The 18,384-nt window shown below is 66.0% G+C and carries 11 protein-coding genes; 5 read left to right on the forward strand and 6 right to left on the reverse strand.

Annotated features, from left to right (window positions below):
- Positions 1 to 253: 253 nt before the first annotated feature.
- Together FA87_RS00060 and FA87_RS00065 are read right to left on the reverse strand one after the other, a co-directional pair.
- Positions 254 to 1,282, reverse strand: a complete 1,029-nt coding sequence (locus FA87_RS00060) for a LacI family DNA-binding transcriptional regulator (protein WP_043691507.1) — start codon at positions 1,280 to 1,282, stop codon at positions 254 to 256.
- A 65-nt stretch (positions 1,283 to 1,347) separates the two neighbouring features.
- Complete coding sequence (locus tag FA87_RS00065) at positions 1,348 to 2,637, reverse strand: sugar MFS transporter (RefSeq protein WP_043691509.1); 1,290 nt, start codon at positions 2,635 to 2,637, stop codon at positions 1,348 to 1,350.
- A gap of 328 nt (positions 2,638 to 2,965) precedes the next feature.
- On the opposite strand from FA87_RS00065, the gene glk reads away from it, so the two are divergent.
- The 3 genes from glk (at position 2,966) to FA87_RS00080 (ending at position 9,251) form a co-directional block, all read left to right on the forward strand.
- On the forward strand, positions 2,966 to 3,991 hold the full coding sequence (glk, locus tag FA87_RS00070) for a glucokinase (RefSeq protein ID WP_051944126.1): 1,026 nt from the start codon (positions 2,966 to 2,968) through the stop codon (positions 3,989 to 3,991).
- Between the two features lie 90 nt (positions 3,992 to 4,081).
- Positions 4,082 to 6,814 (forward strand): TonB-dependent receptor, encoded by a 2,733-nt coding sequence (locus FA87_RS00075; protein WP_036116803.1) that lies wholly within the window; start codon positions 4,082 to 4,084, stop codon positions 6,812 to 6,814.
- Positions 6,815 to 6,974: 160 nt separating this feature from the next.
- Positions 6,975 to 9,251 carry a family 20 glycosylhydrolase gene (locus FA87_RS00080; protein ID WP_043691513.1) on the forward strand — a complete coding sequence of 759 codons (2,277 nt, stop codon included), beginning with the start codon at positions 6,975 to 6,977 and terminating at the stop codon, positions 9,249 to 9,251.
- On the opposite strand, the gene FA87_RS00085 is transcribed toward FA87_RS00080, so the two are convergent.
- Positions 9,252 to 13,556 (reverse strand): DEAD/DEAH box helicase, encoded by a 4,305-nt coding sequence (locus FA87_RS00085; RefSeq protein WP_043691515.1) that lies wholly within the window; start codon positions 13,554 to 13,556, stop codon positions 9,252 to 9,254.
- 131 nt (positions 13,557 to 13,687) lie between these two features.
- On the opposite strand from FA87_RS00085, the gene FA87_RS00090 reads away from it, so the two are divergent.
- Positions 13,688 to 15,904, forward strand: coding sequence for a glycoside hydrolase family 3 protein (locus FA87_RS00090; protein WP_043691517.1), 2,217 nt, complete (start codon positions 13,688 to 13,690; stop codon positions 15,902 to 15,904).
- A 102-nt stretch (positions 15,905 to 16,006) separates the two neighbouring features.
- A complete protein-coding gene (locus tag FA87_RS00095) occupies positions 16,007 to 16,783 on the forward strand; it encodes a transporter (RefSeq protein ID WP_036116795.1) in 777 nt (258 codons plus the stop codon).
- On the opposite strand, the gene FA87_RS20900 is transcribed toward FA87_RS00095, so the two are convergent.
- From FA87_RS20900 to FA87_RS00100, 3 genes are all read right to left on the reverse strand, one after another.
- Positions 16,780 to 16,947 (reverse strand): hypothetical protein, encoded by a 168-nt coding sequence (locus FA87_RS20900; RefSeq protein WP_197056521.1) that lies wholly within the window; start codon positions 16,945 to 16,947, stop codon positions 16,780 to 16,782. The genes FA87_RS00095 and FA87_RS20900 overlap by 4 nt on opposite strands.
- A gap of 326 nt (positions 16,948 to 17,273) precedes the next feature.
- Positions 17,274 to 17,468, reverse strand: a complete 195-nt coding sequence (locus FA87_RS20575; RefSeq protein ID WP_156108820.1) for a hypothetical protein — start codon at positions 17,466 to 17,468, stop codon at positions 17,274 to 17,276.
- Between the two features lie 123 nt (positions 17,469 to 17,591).
- Positions 17,592 to 18,377, reverse strand: a complete 786-nt coding sequence (locus FA87_RS00100; RefSeq protein ID WP_239708919.1) for a virulence factor — start codon at positions 18,375 to 18,377, stop codon at positions 17,592 to 17,594.
- Positions 18,378 to 18,384 lie beyond the last annotated feature (7 nt).

The raw sequence follows: 18,384 nt of genomic DNA on the forward strand, positions 1-18,384 counted from the left end.
TTGGCATCGCATTTCGGCGCGAGCAAAGCGCGGTTCTGAGTCGGGGCGCCGCTTTGCGCTTGCCGCCCATAAACCGCACGGCATGGAGGGTGCCGTCGGGTGTCGTTCTCGGAGCGCTTCCGCACGTAGGCGAAGGCCGAAGGAGGACCTAGCGACGAGAATGGCACCCGACGGCGCCTTGCCCTCAGCGCAAATGCCGCCGCGAAGGCGAAGCCGAGCCCGAGCCCGAGCCCGAGCCCGAACCCGAACCGCCTCAGAGCCGCCGCGGCGCCGTCGATCCACGCACGACCAGATCCGGACTGAAGCCCTCGTTGGCCAGCACATGCGCCGGATCGTCGTGTTCGAGCTCCGCGATCAACCGCTGCGCCGCATGCCGGCCGATTTCCTCGGTGTTCTGCCGCGCGGTGGTCAGCGCCGGCCACGACTGCTTCGAAAACGGACTGTCCTCAAAACCGGCGATCGACAGCTCCCACGGCACATCGACACCGCCCGAACGCGCGGCAGCAAGGACACCGGCTGCGATCTCGTCGTTGGATCCGAAGATCGCGGTAGGCGGCTCCTTCAACGCAAGCAGCTTGCGCGCGCCACGGAAGCCGTCGTCGAACGAATAGTCACCCTCGACCACCAGCTTCTTGTCGACCGGCAGCCCATATTCGCGCAGCGCATCCTCATAACCCTGATACCGCTCCGGGCTCGACCGATGTTCCTTGCCACCCCAGAGGAACCCGATCCGGTGATGGCCGAGCTGGATCAAATGCTCGGTGATGGCGTACGCGGCATCGCGATCGTCGACAAACACGCACGGCCAGCCGTCCTGGGGATCCTGCCGCGCGGAAATGATCCGCACAAACGGGACCTTCTGCTCGGTCAGCGCGGCGAGCAGCTTCGGCTGCTCGGACATCGGCGGGCAAAGAACGAGGCCGGCCAGCCGGTTGCGCCGGACCAGATCGCACAGCTGCTCGGCCAGCTTGGGCAGCGACGAATCGCAGGGATGGATCTGCAGGCCGAAGCCGCGCTCGCGGCAGACCGAGAGCACGCCGTTCTGCATGGCGATGACGTAGTGCGCATTGGGATTGTCATACACCAGACCCAGCGCATACGTGCGCTGGCTGCGCAGGCTGCGGGCGGCCTGGTCGGGCTGGTAATCCAGCGCATCGATAGCGCGCTGCACCTTTTCCCGGGTGCGGGCGTGGACGGACGGCTCGTGGTTGATGACACGGGAGACGGTCTTCAGTGACACGCCGGCCCGTTCGGCCACGTCCTTGATGGTAGGGCTTCGCAATCTACGACCCTCGATAGCAGGACGGCCATCCTACTGGATGGCCGCCGCGGAGCGAAGATACCGGCTTATCTGCCGCCGTGCTGGCCGACCCGGTGGCCGGCCGCGCCGTAGTAGAGGATGTACAGGTAGCAGGGGACCATGACGCAGAGGAACACGGCCTGGAAGTCATAGATCTGCTTGAGGTGCGCGAAAATCTGCGGAATGAGCGCACCACCGGCGATGCCCATGATCAGGAAGGCCGAGCCGAATTCGGTCAGGCGGCCGAGCCCCTTGATCGCCAGCGGGAAGATCGCCGGCCACATCATCGCGTTGGCGAAACCCAGCGCGGCGACGAAGGCGACCGAGGTGTAACCGGTGGTCACGTACGTGCCGATCGAGAACAGCACACCGAGAATCGCCGAAATCGCAAGATAGCGCTGCTGCGACACGAATTTCGGAATCAGCAGCAGGCCCGCGACGTAGCCGAGCAGCATCGCGAACAGCGTATACGAGGTGAAGTGCTTGGTGTCCTCGGGCGTCATGCCGAAGCCCTGACCGTACGTGCCGATGGCATCGCCGGCCATCACTTCCACACCCACATACACGAACAGGCAGAGCACGCCCAGCCACAGATGCGGGAAGCTGAAAACGCTGCCCTTGTCGTGACCGATGGCCCGCTCGGAATTGTCGTGCGACGCCTTGATTTCAGGCAGCGACGAACGCACCACCCAGACCGCGAGCACGACCAGCAGTGCCGCCATCACCATGTAGGGCATGTGCACCTTGGCCGCGAACGCGGCCAGCAGCGCGTCTTTTTCACCAGGTGTCGCCGCGGCGGCGATCTGCTTGTCGAACGAGCCGATGTTGCTCATGACCACGGCGCCGAACACGAAGGGTGCGAGCGCGCCGGCGATCTTGTTGCAGATGCCCATGAACGCGATGCGTTGGGCCGCGCTGTCGATCGGACCGAGGATCGAGATATACGGATTGGACGCGGTCTGCAGCAGCGAGAGGCCGGCGCCGATCACGAACAGACCGGTCAGTGCGCCCGGATAGATACGCATCGTGACGAACTGGCCGAACATCACGGCGCCGATGGCCATGACGAACAGGCCAAGGCCCATGCCCTTCTTCATGCCGGTCTTCTTCAGGATGAAGGACGAGGGCAGGGCGAGGAAAAAGTACGAGAGATAGAAGGCCATCGGTACGAGGAAGGCGTTGACGTCGTCCAGGTTGAAGGCCAGCTTGACGAACGTGATCAACGGCCCGTTGAGCCAGGTCACGAAGCCGAAGATGAAGAACAGGACGCCGATGATGATCATCGGTACCAGGCTGGAATGGCGTGTCTCTTCGACAGCACCTGCAGTGGATGACATGGATGTTCCCCTCACGTGGTATGCCCCTAATTTGTCCCTTTATTGACTCGTGTGCGCAACGTTGTCAATCGGAAGAATCGCGCGACGAAAACGACCGGCCCCATTTCTGACTTTCGATGTCGCGGCGCGTCAAACCTCTTGCGCGCCAACCCTATGCCCGCCGCGAGGCCGTGCGACGCAAGGTCGTGGAGCCCGTCGACGTCATGTGAAACCGTTTCCTGCTGCAGTGCGTGATCGATTGCGCAATGTCCTAGCCATTTGTCCTGTTGACAACGTTGTCATTTCAATCACAGACTGAAAACGAATCAGGGGCATCAAGGGGCAGGGCGTGGGCGAATCGGCCAAACAGCGGGATCTTCTGCGTGCGTCGCGGTCCGGGGCGTTCATCGCCGCCGACGTGGGCGGAACGCATGCCCGTATCGGCCTGGTCCGTCGCTCGTCCGGTTCGAATGCCATCGATGTCCTGCGCTACGAGCGCTATGCCTGCGCCGACTGGCCCAGCCTGACCGCCGTGCTCGGCGATTTCATCGGCCGTCTCGACGGCCATGAAGCGATCGAACACTGCGCCGTGGCCAGCGCCGGTTACGTACTGGGCGACGCCATCGTCAACGAGAACCTGCCCTGGCCGGTCTCCATCGGTGACATCCGTGAAACCCTCGGACTGCACGGCCTGGCCGTGGTCAACGATTTCGAAGCGGTGGCCTACGCCTGCCAGTTCCTGCGCAGCCACGAAACCACCGCCATCATCGAGACCAGCGCCGAGCCGGCCGTCGGTCCGATCCTGGTGATGGGTCCGGGTACGGGCCTGGGTTCGGCGGTGCTCCTGCCGGGCTCGCCGCACGCCACCGTGCTGCCGACCGAGGCCGGTCAGATTTCCTTCGCGCCGGGCAACGAGCGCGAGGTCGCCATCCTCGGCGAACTCGCCCGCGGCCGCGATTACGTGTCGTACGAGACCGCCCTCTCGGGCCCGGGCCTCGTCAACCTCTACAAAGCCATTTCGACGCTGCGCGGGACGCCCGCGACCCTGACCGAACCGGCCGCCGTCACCAGCGCCGCACTCAGCGGAGGCGACCCCGCCGCCGTGGAAGCGCTGGATGTGTTCTGCGGCGTGCTCGGCAGTTTCGTCGGCGATCTCGCGATGCTCTACGGCGCACGCGGCGGTGTGTTCCTGGCTGGCGGCATCCTGCCCCAGGTCCGCGATCACCTGCTCGCCAGCAGCTTTGCCAACAGGTTCTTCAACAAGGGCGTCATGCGCGCCTTTCTCCAGCAAGTGCCGGTACGTCTGATGGACCACGGACAGTTGGGAGTGATCGGTGCCGCCGGTCTCTACCTGCACGGTTCGACCGCTCAGTGAAGAGCGGGAAAGGAACGCAGGCTCAGTAAGCCACCGGGTCGCAAGACCCTTCGATAGCAACGAAAGCTTTTCCTCTGAGGGGAGGACACCATGTCGCATCGTAGAAACCTGCTCGCGGCGAGCATCATCGCCGGATTGTGTTGTTTCACGGGTATGGCCGCCGCGCAGGACGCGTCGACAGCACCTGCGAAGACGCAGACCGCCCAGGAAAAAGCTGACGCCGCCAAGGCCGCGCAGCTCGAGGGCGTCACCGTTACCGGCATCCGGGCCAGTCTCGAGAAGTCGCTGGACACCAAGCGCAATGCCGACGCGATCGTCGAGGCCGTAACGGCCGAAGACATAGGCAAGTTCCCCAACACCAACGTCGCCGAAGCGATGACGCAGATCCCGGGCGTCACCATCGACCGTCAGTTCGGCCAGGGCGACCGCGTGTCGATCGACGGCACCGATCCCAGTCTCAACCTGACGTTCCTGAACGGCCAGCCCGTGTCGCAGACGCCGTGGCAGTACGGCGCGCAGCCGAACCGTGGCTTCGATTTCACCATGCTCGCGCCGGAAATCGTCGGTCGCCTGGAAGTCTACAAGTCGCCCGAAGCACGCCTGACCGAAGGCAGCCTTGGCGGTACCGTGCTCCTGCACACACTGCAGCCGCTCGACCTGCCGGCCAACACCGTTCGCGGTTCGTTCGGTCTGAACTACAACGACCAGGGCACGGCGGGCTCGCGCCCGAACGGCTCGGCGCTGTACAGCTGGCATAACGACAGCAAGACCTTCGGCATCATCAGTTCCATCCAGCATTACGAAGAGAAGATCGACCGCCAGGGCTTCGAGATCTTCAGTTACAGCCCGGTATCCAAGTGGGCCGCCAGCCCGGCCGTCGCCGCCGGCATCGCCAACGGCACGCTCGATCCGAATGCCAAGGTGCCCGACGAGATCAACTCGGCGTGGTTCCAGCAGAAGCGCAAGCGCGACACCGCGACGCTCGGTTTCCAGATTCGTCCCACGAACAACTGGGACATCGACATCAACAGCCTGTTCGTCCGCGAGAACTTCGACAACTGGAACCAGTCGCTGTATCCGTTCACGGGCGCCACGCCGGGTAACGTGACCAGCTTCAACCAGGGTCCGAACGGCGTCGTCACGGGCGGCCATGTCTGCGGCAACGACTCGCCGAACTGCCCGGCCATCGCGCAGGACACGTTCGACAGCAACATCCGCAAGTCGGTCGTGCGCACCTCGGCTTTCGACCTGAAGTCCGAGTACCGTGGCGACAGCTGGAAGGTTTCCGGCGCCGCCGGTTACAGCAAGGCCGAAAACAACAGCATTTCTCAGGCGGTGATGGAGCCGGTGTACGCCGGCGGTTACACCTGGGACATCAACAAGGGCTTCAATTTCGACAGCCCCGCCGCCGCCCGCGATCCGGCCAACTGGCACATGGGTGACGTCGACGGCCTCGGCGGCTGGCCGGGCAACTACGGCAACTATTCCGCATCGTCACGCGATACGTACGGTCAGCTCGATTTCTCGAAGTATTTCGATTCCTTCATCAACGAAGTGGCCGTCGGCTACCGCTGGAATCGTCATGAAGAAGGCATGCAGGCGCATGTCTATGGTGGCAACGCACCGACCAACCTCGCCGCGCTCGGCTTCGGCGGTTTCACGCACACGCTGGACGCTCTCGATGGCCTCGACGGTTCCGCGAGCCACGTGATGCCGGACAAGGCAGCACAGTACGCGTGGGTGCGTAACACCAACGGTGGCAACGAAGACCCGGGTACGTACCTCAACGGCACGTATAACCTGGTCGAAAAGACCAATGCCGCTTACGCCCAGGCGAATTTCGCGGGCGGCGGTTTCCACGGCAACTTCGGTATCCGCTACGTCGACACCAAGACCGACGGCTCGGGCTTCAACTACAGCGGCGCCCCGGTGCTCCCGGCACCGGCCGGTTCGTGGCAGACCTCGTCGCGCACGTCGAAAAACTGGCTGCCCAGCCTCAACGTCGCGTACGACCTGACCGATGAAGTCGTGCTGCGTGCCGCAGCCGCCAAGGTGATCGCGCGTCCGCCGTACAACATGCAGGTGAACAACCTGTTCCTCAACGATTCGGTGCTGACCGGCTCGGGTGGCAACCCGGACCTGAAGGACTATAAGTCGAAGAACTACTCGGTCTCCGCCGAATGGTATTTCGCACCGCAGTCCTACCTGGCCGTCACCGGCTTCCTGAAGCAGATCGACAACTACACGGTCGTCGACTCGGCCAACGAGACGCAGTTCAACTCCGGCCTGGTCAACGATCCGACGACGTTCGCACGTCAGGTCGCGCAGGGTCTGTGCACCGCCGACGGCTTCTGCACGTACTCGATCAGCCGTCCGCGCAATACCGGCTCGGGCAAGGTTCGCGGCGGCAGCATCAGCTATCAGCAGGCGTTCTGGGATACCGGCTTCGGCACGACGGCGAGCTATACCTACGCCAAGGGTACGCTCGATTCCGGCGGCGCCCTGCCGTACAACTCGCAGAACGCCTACTCGATCAGCCCGTACTACGAGAACGGTCCCTTCAGTGCCCGCGTCACGTACAACTGGCGCAGCAAGTATCTGGCCGGCGGTTACATCGCCGGTGCGCCGCCGGCCACCACGGCCGACTATGGCGACCTGGGTGCCACGCTCGGCTGGAAACTCAACAAGGCGGTCTCGTTCACGCTCGCAGGCATGAATCTGACCAACGAGAAGTACAAGCAGTACCTGACCGTCACCTCGATGCCGGTCGCCAAGTACACCACCGGCCGCCGCTACATGGCCTCGGTGCACTTCGACCTCTGATACGCGGTACGTCCGGGCGGCCATGGATGGCCGCCAACCCCTCTGAAGCTCCATTCCCCACGGGCCCGATCCTCCTTATCGGGCCCGCTTTTTTTTGCTTCCCACCGTCACGATGGTTCGCCACAATCGTGGCCCGAACGTCAGACCTCCGGAGTCATCGATGCGCCGTACCCTCCTGCTCGCCCTGGCCGTCGGCCTCACCGCTTGTGCCGATCAGCAGCCGAAACGCGAGACGGGTCCCGTCGATAACATGCCGCTTTCCCTCATTCCGCAGCCTGCGCAGCTTCAGCGCACGCCGGGCCGCTTCAGGCTCGACGCCACGGCGACCATCACGGTGACGCCCGGCGATACCGCGGCGAAGCACGTCGCCGCTCAGCTGCAGAGCTGGGTTCGTCAGGCGCGCGGCATCACTCTCGCCATCGTCGAGGGCAAGCCGAAGTCGGGCGGCATCAGCCTGGCCACCAGTGCGGCGATCAAGGGCCGCGAGGCCTATACGCTCGACGTCGACGGCAAGGGCGTTCGCATCGCCGCCAACGATGAAACGGGCCTCTTCTACGGCGCGGTGACCTACTGGCAGCTGCTGACCGATCCGGCGGCCCAGGGCGGTGTGCCCGGCGTGCATATCGTCGATGCCCCCCGCTTCGAATGGCGCGGCCTGATGCTCGACTCCAGCCGACATTTCCAGTCGGTGAGCGAGATCGAGCACCTGCTCGACCAGATGGCCATGCACAAGCTCAACACATTCCACTGGCACCTCACCGACGACCAGGGCTGGCGACTGCAGATCGACAAGTACCCGAAGCTCACCGAAACCGGTGCCTGCCGCAAGGCGATCGGGCCGGACGTCGCCCTCACCGGTGGCGAAGACAAGCCGTACTGCGGCTTCTACACGCAGGACGAGGCGAAGCAGATCGTCGCCTATGCCGCCGAGCGCCACATCACCGTGGTGCCGGAAATCGAAATGCCCGGTCATGCGCAGGCGGCGGTCGCGTCCTATCCGAAGCTCGGCAACGGCAAGAAACTGGCGGTCTCCGGCGACTGGGGCGTCAACACGGCCTTGTTCAATACCGACGACGCCACCTTTGTGGTCATGCAGGACGTGCTCGACGAGGTCATGGCGATCTTCCCGTCGACGTATATCCACGTCGGTGGCGATGAGGCGGCCAAGGACGAGTGGGAACATTCGAAGGCGGTGCAGGCGAAGATGAAGTCGCTGGGCATCACGGATGAAGAGAAGATGCAGGGCTGGTTCGTCGCCCGCATCGGCGACTACCTGGACAAGCACGGTCGCCGCCTGATCGGCTGGGACGAGATCCTCGACGGCAAGGTGCCGGCCACCGCCACCGTCATGTCGTGGCGCGGGACCAGGGGTGCGATCAAGGCGGCGAATGCCGGCCACGATGTGGTCATGGCGCCGTCGCCGACGCTGTACCTCGACCAGCTGCAGTCCACGCTGCCGGACGAGCCGCCGGGCCGCCCGTCCGGCCAGACGCTGAAGACCCTCTACGATTTCGAACCGGTGCCGTCGGATATCGCGCCCGACAAGGCCGACCACGTGCTTGGTGAGCAGGTCACGCTCTTCACCGAGTACCAGCCTAACTGGTACCGCATTCAGCACGCCATCTTCCCGCGTATCGCCGCGGTCGCCGAGCGCACCTGGTCGCCGAAGGCCGACTGGAACAGCTTCATCGCAAGGCTGCCGGCGCAGATGTCGCGCTATCGCGCGGCGGGTATCGTCCCGGCGGACAGCGTCTATGCGGTAGCGATCGCCACGGAGGCCGCCGCGGACGACAAGGCGCGCGTCACGCTCTCGACCCAGAGCGGCTACGGCACGATCCGCTACACCACCGACGGTTCGGCACCGACCGCGCAGTCCACCGCGTACAGCGCGCCCTTCGACGTCGCGTTGCCGACGACGGTGCGTGCGAATGCCTTCGCGGGTGGCTTCGGTCTTGCCGGCCCGCGCGATCGCGCGATCGATGCGAAGTCGCTGCTGCACCGCTCCAGCGATGAGCTCGACACCTGCGGCGACAAGCTCGTGCTGCGCCTCGAGGCCGCCAACGCCGTCGATGGCGTCCGCCCGGTCTACAAGGTGGACATCATGAATACGTGCTGGGTGTGGAAGGGGGTCAGGCTCGATGGTCGCTATGGCGTCGATGTCACGGTCGACCGCCTGCCGTACAACTACGCCCTGTGGAAGGACACGGCGGGCATCGTGTCACGCAAGGCGCGCTCGGCGGCTGGTGAGATCGAAGTACATCAGGACACCTGCGACGGCCCGAAGCTGAGCACCATCCCGCTGGCGCCCGCGAAGGACGGCCGCGCCACCTTGCAGGGCATCCTGCCCAAGCGCGAGGGTACGCATGATCTCTGCTTCGTGGTCACGGGCAAGCCCGGCCCGAAGCTCTGGGTGATCGGCGATATCCAGCTGCGCTGATTAAAACGACAACGCGGTCGGGAAGGTCGCGTGGCGCTGCAACGCGCCGCGCGCTTCCCGCTCGTCATCACCCTCGAGCGGCGTGAGCGTGACGAACTTCCCCGCCACCATCGCCGCCAGCGGAATCCCGTCACGGATGGCGATGCGGTTGCCGATGACCGAAGGCACTTTCACCGAAGCCACGACGTTGCCGACCAGATTCGCCGGGTCCGTCCCCGCGATGCAGACGATCTCGCCGTCGTGCTCGCGATGACGGATCTGCCGCAACGCGGGCAACGCCTCCGGCAAGGCGAACTGCTCGCCGACCAGACCGTCGACGAAGCGCCCGCCGCGAATCTCCCCGCGCGCTTCCAGCCGGTGATATACACGACGCAGTTCGCGCCATGACGGCAGCCACGCGGCCTCGCGCTCGAGAATCTTCCAGCTGACCACACCGTAGCGACGCAGCAGCGTGCGTGCGATGTGCTCCAGGCCATCCGCATCGTTGCGTTGTTCGCTGGGCCGGCGCGCGAGCGACCAGCGGCCCGCGTCTTCGATGCCGCTGAGCATGTGCCGCCGGGTGCGGCGGTGACGGCTCCCGTTACGCTTCGCCGCGGGCAGCAGCAACGCACGTAAGCCGGCGAAGCTGTCCGCCGTGACGCGGCCCGCCGCGACCAGTTCGCCCAGTGCATCCTCCAGTTCGGTACGCAGGAGACGAGTCGTCGTCGCGATCTCGTCGAAGAACAACGCGCCCTCATCGCGTAACGCATCGGCTACCGCCTCCGCACGTGAAGACAGCACGGTCTCGACATCGGGCGGTGGTGCGGCGGCGGACCACACCGACAGCTGGCGACGCGGCAGCAGCACGATGGGTGTCGCGCGCACGGGGCCGCCACTGCCCGTGCTCAGACGGAGACGGCTCCATACGACCCGGCCCGCACGGCAGAGGTCGTCCAGCCAGCCGATACCGTAATCACCGACGCGCGCGGGCAGCAGTTCGGATTCCCACGCGCCAGCGGCCGCCTCGAACCCTTCGAGCTGGCCGATGACGCCCGCCAGCGCGTCCGGACCGGCGACCTGAGTGGCCCGGGTCAGGTGCTGCCAGTCGAGCAGGAAGCGCAGGTAGTCGCGCGGTGCGACCGGTTCGATTTCGCGCCGCAGGCGCCCGATGGTGTACCGATGGATGCGTGCGAGCAGATGACGCTCGCACCACTCGGTGTCCGTCACGCCGGGCGAGAACGGCCCGCGCATGACGTATCCCTCGGTTTCCAGCGAGGTCAGCGCGAGATCCACGTCGCTTATGGAAACCCCGAGCGACGAAGCAAGCACACCCGCCGGGACCGGGCCGAGCCCGCCCAGGCGTCCGCGTACCAGATCGATCAGCGCCGATTCGGGCGTCCACAGCGGCGACTCGAATTCGGCCGGCGCAGAGATAGCGGGCGCCAGTCCGGCGTCCGGGTGGACGGCGCGCCACGCGGGCAGGCGCTCCGCCGCGACCCAAAGTGTCGTGGTGCCGGTCGACAAGGCCGTTGCGCGCGCATCTTTCGCCAGTGCGGCGAGCAGCTTCGCCCAGCTGGGGTTTTGCGACACTTCCGCCGCGGTCACCGCGCCGAGCTGCACCAGCGCCTCATGCATCTCATCGGCACTGCGCGCCTCCGGCCATGCTTCCTCGCGCACCGACGCGATGGCGTCCGCGTCGAGCCGGCCGAGATCGTCGGCGGTCTCGGCATCGTTCCAGCGCCGCGACTGCACGGCCTGCGTACGACGCTCCTCCAGCGGCGCGTCGTCGAGGAAGGCGTAGGGGGCGGCGCTGAGCACCTCGGCAGCCAGAGGCGACGGTGTGGCGAGGTCGCGCGCCACCATCCTGATCGCTCCCGATTCGAGGCCGCGAAGTATCGTCAGCCATCCTTCGCTGTCCATCGCTTCATGCAGGCAGTCTTCCAGCGTCTGCTTCACCAGCGGATGGTCGGGCACTTCCCGCTCGCCGACCAGATTTTCCGCGCAGGCGACCTGATCGGGGAACACCGTGGCCAGCAGATCTTCGCTTTTCATCCGCTGCAATTGCGGTGCGACTTTCCTGCCGCCGGTGAAGCGTGGCAACGCCAGCGCGGTGGTCGCGTTCCAGCGCCAGCGCACACCGAACAGCGGCGCATCGAGCAAGGCCTGGATCAGCACGTGCTCCGCCGAATTCGAGTGCAGGTAACGCGCGACTTCATCGAGCGGGAAGCTGTGGCTGGTCGACAACGAAAGCACGATGGCGTCTTCGGTGGCGGCCGCCTGCAGTTCGAAGTTGAACTTGCGGCAGAAACGTTTGCGCAGGGCGAGGCCCCACGCCCGGTTGATCCGGCTGCCGTAAGGCGTGTGAATGATCAGCTGCGTGCCGCCGGATTCGTCGAAGAAACGCTCCATGACCAGCGTGTCGCGCGTAGGCAACGCACCCAGCGCCGCGCGTGCACGGAACAGGTAGTCCACGATCTGTTCCGCGGCCGCTTTCGACAGGCCGAGGTCGGACATCAGCCAGTCGAGCGCGCCCTCGCGACCGCCTTCGTCGAACTTCGCCGAGATGTCGGTCCGCAGGCGCGACACACCGATGGACAGCTCATCGGTACGTCCCGGCGCCTCGCCCAGCCAGAACGGAATGTTCGGCGGCTGCCCTTGCGCATCCTCGACGCGCAGGCGGCCCATCTCCACGCGGATGATCCGGTAGGAACGGTTGCCCAGCTGGAAGACGTCGCCCGCGAGGCTCTCCACGGCGAAGTCTTCGTTGACGGTGCCGACCACGGTCGCTTGCGGTTCCAGCATGACGTTGTAATCGCCCGTCTCGGGGATCGTACCGCCAGAGGTCACGGCGGTCAGCCGGGCACCACGACGCTCACGCAGGCGTTTGTTGACCGCGTCGCGATGAATGTACGACCCCCGCGGGCCCACGCGCGTGGTGAAGCCTTCGGCCAGCATGCGCACGGTCTCGTCGAAGGTGGCCCGGCTCAGTTCGCGGAAGGGATACGCGCGACGGATGAGATCGTACAAGGCGTCCTCGTCCCATTCCTGGCACGACACTTCGGCGACGATCTGCTGGGCCAGGACGTCGAGTGGCTCGTGCGGCATGATCAGCGCGTCGAGCTCGCCGCGGCGTACGCAATCCAGCAACGCCGTGCACTCGATCAGGTCGTCACGCGACGTGGGGAACAGCCGGGCTTTCGGGGTGCCACCGACGTTATGGCTGGCCCGGCCCGCGCGTTGCAGAAACGCCGCGATCGAGCGCGGCGACGCGATCTGGCAGACCAGATCGATGTCGCCGATATCGATACCCAGCTCGAGCGACGCGGTCGCCACCAGGGCGCGCAACTCACCTTTCTTCAGGCGTTGCTCGGCGTCGAGACGCTGATCGCGCGACAGGCTGCCATGGTGCGCCGTCACCGCGTCGCGGCCCAGCCGCTCGGAGAGATGGCGCGAGAGACGTTCGGCCATGCGCCGCGTATTGACGAAAATCAGGGTGGTGCGGTGCTGCTCGATCAGGTTGGCCAGCCGGTTGTAGACCAGCTCCCACATGTCGTTGGACATCACCGCTTCGAGCGGTACGGGCGGTACTTCGAGGGCGAGGTCGCGCTTGCGCGCATGCCCGATGTCGATGATGGCGCAGTCGTCGTGCGCGCCCCCGGTCAGAAAGGCGGCGACCTTCTCGATCGGCTTCTGCGTAGCGGACAGGCCGATACGCGTAATGCGACGCTGCGCGAGCGCTTCCAGCCGCTCCAGCGATACCGCCATATGACTGCCGCGCTTGCTCGCGGCCACCGCGTGGATCTCGTCCACGATGACCTCGCGCACGTCGCGCAGCATCGTCCGGCCCGAGTCGGAGCCCAGCAGTACGTAGAGCGATTCCGGCGTGGTCACCAGGATGTGCGGCGGCCGGCGCTTCATGCGCTCGCGGTCCGACGACGGGGTGTCGCCGGTGCGTACCGCGGTGCGGATCTCGAGGTCGGGCAGGCCTTGCTGGCGCAACTGCTCGCGAATGCCCGCCAGGGGCGCCTCGAGGTTGATCCGGATGTCGTTCGACAGGGCCTTGAGCGGCGAGACGTACAGGATGGTGGTGCGGTCGCGCAGACCGCCGTCACGCACGCCTTCGCGCACCAGCGCGTCGATGGCGGAAAGGAAGGCGGTCAGTGTCTTGCCCGAACCCGTGGGCGCGGCGACCAGCGTCGGGCGCCCCGAGCGGATCGCCGGCCACGCGGCGACCTGCGCCTCCGTGGGCGCCGGAAACGTGTTCGCGAACCAGGCCGCGACGGCCGGATGAAAAGCGGCGAGCGGCGTCGACTTTTGTGAATTCATTGAACCACTTAAGTGGGGGCCGACGGCTTGCCGGACAAGCCTCTAGACTAACCCTCACCCGTCTCGCCGGTTGCGATGAAAACGTTACTTGGCGATGGTTGCTCGTTTCCCCCCGGATCGAATGGAAAACCATGTCCGATATCGCGCGCCGCTCCGCCCTCGCCTTCGCCGTCGCCGCGGGCCTCTCCGCCTCTGTCAGCGCCGCCACGCCGCCCGGACGGCCCTGGATGGACCGCTCGCTGTCGCCGGACCGCCGTGCCGAGCTGCTGGTCTCGGCCATGACTGACGATGAGAAATTCCGCATCATCCGTTCGGACTTCGGCCTGGCCAGCGACAAGCATGGCGTGCCCGAGGGTGCGGTCGGCGGTGCCGGCTACGTCCCGGCCCTGCCCCGCCTCGGTCTGCCCGCCATCAACGAAACGGATGCCGGCCTCGGCGTGAACAAGCCCGGCATCGACGGTAAGGGCGCGATCTCGCTGCCGGCCGGCCTTGCCACCGCGGCCAGTTTCGATACGGCCATCGCCCATGCCGGCGGCCGGATGATCGGTGGCGAAGCGCGCGGCAAGGGCTACGGCGTGCTTCTCTCCGGCGGCGTGAACCTCGTGCGCGACCCGCGCAACGGCCGTAACTTCGAATACGCCGGTGAAGACCCGGTGCTCGCCGGCACCATCGTCGGTGCGACCGTGAAGGGTGTGCAGGAGGCGAAGATCGTCGCGACGGTGAAGCACTTCGCCATCAACGACCTCGAGACCGGCCGCAACACGCACAGCGCCGAGATCGACCCGGTCGCCCTGCGCGAGTCCGATCTGCTGGCCTTCCAGATCGCCATCGCCCACGGCGATCCCGCCTCGGTGATGTCTTCGTACAACCGCATCAATGGCACCTTCGCGGGCGAGCACGACTGGCTGCTCAACCAGGTGCTGAAGCAGGAATGGGGCTTCAAGGGCTTCGTCATGTCCGACTGGGGCGGCGTTCACAGCGGCGCCAAGGCCGCGCTGGCCGGTCTGGATCAGGAATCGGCGGGCGAGGTGTTCGACAAGGAAGTGTTCTTCGATCAGCCGCTGCGGAAGGCCGTCGCCTCGGGCGAGGTGCCGAAGGCGCGGCTGGACGACATGGCGAAGCGGATCATGCGCAGCCTGTTCGCCCACGGCGTCATCGACGACCCGATCCCCACCAGGGCGACGAAGCCGGTCCCCTACGTGGCCGACCGTCGCATCGCTCGTGACGGTCTGGAAGCCGGCGCGGTCCTGCTGCGCAACGAGGGTGGCCTGCTGCCGCTGTCGCGCAAGGGCCAGTCGGTCGTGGTGATCGGTGCCCACGCCGACAAGGGCGTGCTCGCGGGCGGTGGTTCGTCGACCGTCACCGATGAAGGCGGCGATCCGGTGCCGGGCCTGGAGCCCACGGGCTGGCCGGGTCCCGTGCGCTATCACGCCTCCGCGCCGCTGACTTTCATGAAGCAGCTGGGCGAGAAGGTCAGCTTCGACGCCGGCACCGATGCCGCGGCCGCCGCGAAGGCCGCAGCTTCCGCCGACGTGGCGGTGGTCTTCGTCAGCAAGTGGGCTGCCGAATCGTATGACGCGCCAGACATGGGGCTTTCCGCGGCCGATAACGCCCTGGTCGCCGCCGTGGCGAAAGCCAATCCGAAGACCGTCGTCGTGCTGGAAACCAATGGCGCGGTGAAGATGCCGTGGCTCGACAGCGTCGGCGGTGTGCTGCAGGCCTGGTACCCGGGCTCGGGCGGCGGCGACGCGATCGCGCGCCTGCTGTACGGCGAGGTCTCGCCCTCGGGTCGTCTGCCGGTCAGCTGGCCGAAGGACGAATCGCAGCTGCCGCGCCCGGTGATTCAGGCGGCTGGCCTGGGTAACAAGGACGCGCCGGCGGACAGCATCGACTACAACATCGAAGGGGCCGATGTCGGCTACCGCTGGTTCGAGAAGACGAAGCGCGAGCCGCTGTTCGCTTTCGGCTACGGCCTGACCTACTCGAGCTTCGCCTACAGCGACTTCGCGGTCGATAAGGACGCGAAGGGCAACCCGGTGGCGCATGTCACGGTGAAGAACACCGGCAAGGTCGCCGCCGCCGATGTGCCGCAGATCTACGTCACCGCGCCCGATGCGGCCACGCGCCGTCTGGCCGGGTGGAGCAAGGTCGCGCTCGGGCCGGGTGCGAGCCGTCGCGTCGACATCCCGCTCGAGCCGCTCGCGCTGGCGCGCTACGACAACGCCGGCAAGCGCTGGCGCGTGGCGCCCGGTGCTTACACCGTGCGGCTCGCCCGCTCGGCGACGGATGTTGCCGGCGAGAAGGTCGTGACGATCGGTGAGAGCTTTCCGGTCGTCAAGGCACCCTGAGGTCGGGGTAGGGGCGAGGCGCTGGTGGGAGCCGGCGCTGCTGGGGAGCCCGGTCGCGACGGCCTGCACGGCGTCGCGACACCCGATCGCCAAAATGCACGCATGAACCTGCGCCCCGTCCTCACCGCCGCTTTACTCCTGTCTCTCGCCGGTCCGGCGTTCGCCGATCCGCCGGACTTCGACCGTCCCGGCGCCGGCTTCGCCACCAGCGTCCTCCCCGCCGGCACGCTGGCGCTCGAACAGGGCCTGCCGACCTACGAACGCCAGCGTCAGGACGGCTATCTCGATCGCACGTACACCGCCGATAGCCTCATCCGCATCGGCCTCGGTGGTCCGGCTGAATTCCAGGTCGGTGGCTCCGCGTGGAACCGTCTGGAAGAACGCGGCATGGGCTCGCGTCGCCATGCCGTCGGCCACGGCGACACCAACGTCGGTGTGAAGATCGCACCGGGTGGCTCGTCCGATAGCGGCAACGGCTTCAGCTGGGCCGCGCTGGCCAACGTCACCTTCGCCAACGGCGACGAGGATTTCGGCAACGGCGCGAAGCAGTACAGCCTGGGCGCGACCGGCCAGTGGCAGCCGGACGACAACCACCAGAATACGCTTTACGCCAATGTCGACCGCCTCAAGGGCAGGAACAGCTGGACGCTGGCACCGACGTTCGGCCGCAAGTTCGGTGAAAACTGGATGGCCTACCTCGAAGCCGACGCCATTCACGACGCCGAGGACGGCAACGAACTGCAGGCCGGTGGCGGTGTGGCCTACACCATCGGCGACCATGCGCAACTGGATGCGTATGCCCTGCATCGCATCGGCGGCCACGGTCCTTCCTTCATCGGTGGCCTGGGAATTTCCGTCTTCTTCGGCAAGAAGGCCTAAGGCGATCGATTGGCTCGCCGCATGGCGCGTATCACCAGCGCCGTGCCGACCAGACCGATCAGCAGCCCGACTCCGCCGCCCCACAGCGAGCCTGGACGGTTGTCGATAAGGTAGCCAAGGCCGAAGCCCAGCAGCGCGAAGAGAGGAATCGGTAGGCAGCCCATGGGGCAAGCCTACAAAAAAACATGGCCCTCGCGCTCACGCGGAGGGCCATGACGACCGTCCCTGGGTCGGGTGGTAAACCACCTGGATGCGGCCCGACGAAGCCGGCGCAGCACCACCGCCGATGAAGGGGGGGATCGATCCTGATTCTAGGGACAGACGGCATCCTGCCGTCGGATCGGTCATCGGCGATTCGTTAGTCCGTCACGGCACGGGGCCGGTGGGACATGACGCTATCTTCCGTACCTGATCCGACGAGGGATATAGGAGGATTCTTAAAATTAGCACCGGATTGCCTTACACGGCTCGGGCGCTGCCCGCGCGGCGCTCAGGCGGGCGAGCGACGACCGTGCGACGGATTCATCGATCCCGAGCCCGACCGGCTGCCGTCCGAGCGCTCCTTGTGCTTGCTCGTCGCCGGCCGTGGTTGCGGCGGCGACAGAGCGACACCGCGGCTGGCCAGACTGCGCAGGCGAGCGGCGTCGGAGGATCCGTAGTCCCGTTGTCCCGGTGTGCGTTGCATCGATCGTCTCCTGCCGTACTTCCCACCCGAGTCGGCAGGTTGAGCGCTCAGGAGGAAACTTTCGGTGGCAGGGCGGTGAACGTTCTGTGACAGCGTTTCAGGAGCCGTCGGCCGAAAAAGCCGTTAAGGCGATGTCGACGCCTTCGCCGGCATCCGTTCGATCAGTTCCGTCGCCAGGACGTCGTAATTCTCATCGAAGTGGTGGGAACCCGGCTTCTTGTACACGGTGACGAACGCCGGCAGCCTGGGATCGGTGCAGCCGCTGTCGTCCGCGTCTTCCGTCCCGTAGTAGCACGCCATGGGCGGGTGGCCACCCAGCGCGGCCATGGGGGGGAACGCGTCCGTATGCACGACGGGATGGATCCACTGCATGAGATTGTGAGTGTGCGTCGTCCACCAGCCCTGCTGCATGTAGCCCTCGAGTTCGATCTCGAAGTTGACGTCGCGGCCGGCTGAAAGCAGAACCAGCTGGGTCAGCCTGGCCCGGTTGTCCGGCCGCAGCTTACCGACGATCGTCGGCAGCACGTCCGCCCCGAACGAGTACCCGATCAGCAGCACGCGCTGCTTGTTCCAGAGCTTGGTGTAACGGTCCAGCAGCCCGTCGAGGTCATGGGCGGACTCATCCGGCGAGCGATAACGCCAGAAATAGGTGAACGTGCTCACACCCGCTACCGGCAGGCCGCGGCCGGTGAACACGGCACCCAGGCGCTGATCGAGATCCCACCAGCCGCCGTCACCGGAGTAGATGACGACGAGGAGATCCTCCTGGCCCCTGGGCGGCGCCGTCAGGGCGGGAAGTTCGACCGTGGACTTCTCAATCGACGCACGCGTCCACGGGTGCCATGCCAGCACGCCGAGCACGAGGAGGACGCCGATGGCGGACAGCACATAACGCAGGGTTTTTTTCACGATCTTC

The organism is Luteibacter sp. 9133, from assembly GCF_000800155.1.
GTDB lineage: Bacteria > Pseudomonadota > Gammaproteobacteria > Xanthomonadales > Rhodanobacteraceae > Luteibacter > Luteibacter mycovicinus.

What these genes read in the sequence shown, in the direction of transcription:
- FA87_RS00075 (WP_036116803.1), top strand. Translation starts at nt 4,082, where the DNA reads ATGTCGCATCGTAGAAACCTGCTCGCGGCGAGCATCATCGCCGGATTG.
- FA87_RS00085 (WP_043691515.1), bottom strand. Translation starts at nt 13,556, where the DNA reads ATGAATTCACAAAAGTCGACGCCGCTCGCCGCTTTTCATCCGGCCGTC.
- FA87_RS20900 (WP_197056521.1), bottom strand. Translation starts at nt 16,947, where the DNA reads ATGGGCTGCCTACCGATTCCTCTCTTCGCGCTGCTGGGCTTCGGCCTT.
- FA87_RS00090 (WP_043691517.1), top strand. Translation starts at nt 13,688, where the DNA reads ATGTCCGATATCGCGCGCCGCTCCGCCCTCGCCTTCGCCGTCGCCGCG.
- FA87_RS20575 (WP_156108820.1), bottom strand. Translation starts at nt 17,468, where the DNA reads ATGCAACGCACACCGGGACAACGGGACTACGGATCCTCCGACGCCGCT.
- FA87_RS00080 (WP_043691513.1), top strand. Translation starts at nt 6,975, where the DNA reads ATGCGCCGTACCCTCCTGCTCGCCCTGGCCGTCGGCCTCACCGCTTGT.
- FA87_RS00065 (WP_043691509.1), bottom strand. Translation starts at nt 2,637, where the DNA reads ATGTCATCCACTGCAGGTGCTGTCGAAGAGACACGCCATTCCAGCCTG.
- FA87_RS00095 (WP_036116795.1), top strand. Translation starts at nt 16,007, where the DNA reads ATGAACCTGCGCCCCGTCCTCACCGCCGCTTTACTCCTGTCTCTCGCC.